1 protein-coding gene is annotated in these 391 nt (G+C 40.9%); it reads right to left on the bottom strand.

The features are described from left to right. The coding region (locus WKI42_RS10700) for a PD-(D/E)XK nuclease family transposase (protein ID WP_368081911.1) at nt 1–391 on the bottom strand (391 nt) is incomplete at both ends.

Below are 391 nucleotides of genomic sequence, written 5' to 3'. Positions count from 1 at the left end.
AACCAGATGGTTTTCTTGTCCATTATTTGTGATGGTTAAGACTTCACCTGTCGTATCTTCTCGCATACTAAAGCTGTGAAAAGCCAAATCGTCCGAGAAGTAGTTGCTATCTACAATTGCGATTGCGTAAACTGGTGCGATGTGTTTGTAGCTTTGGTGGGTATCACCTTCTCGTTGGCGAATTTTTTCGAGGTTTTGATTAACCTGACTGCACAAGTAAGCCCACAGGCGATTGATGAAAAAATTCTGATGATGGACTTGTATTTCGATGATAACTTGGGTTCCATTATCTAGTTCAGCCAAAACATCTATACTTGTATAGAAGTCCTGCGCCGAGTAAGGCAGGGAAGGCAAGACGTGAATGTTACTTCCCTCTAAAATAGTTACATTT

It is taken from the genome of Streptococcus pseudopneumoniae (genome assembly GCF_038148935.1).
In the GTDB taxonomy this organism is placed as follows: domain Bacteria; phylum Bacillota; class Bacilli; order Lactobacillales; family Streptococcaceae; genus Streptococcus; species Streptococcus pseudopneumoniae_U.
This window is presented reverse-complemented; position numbering and strand designations above follow the sequence as displayed.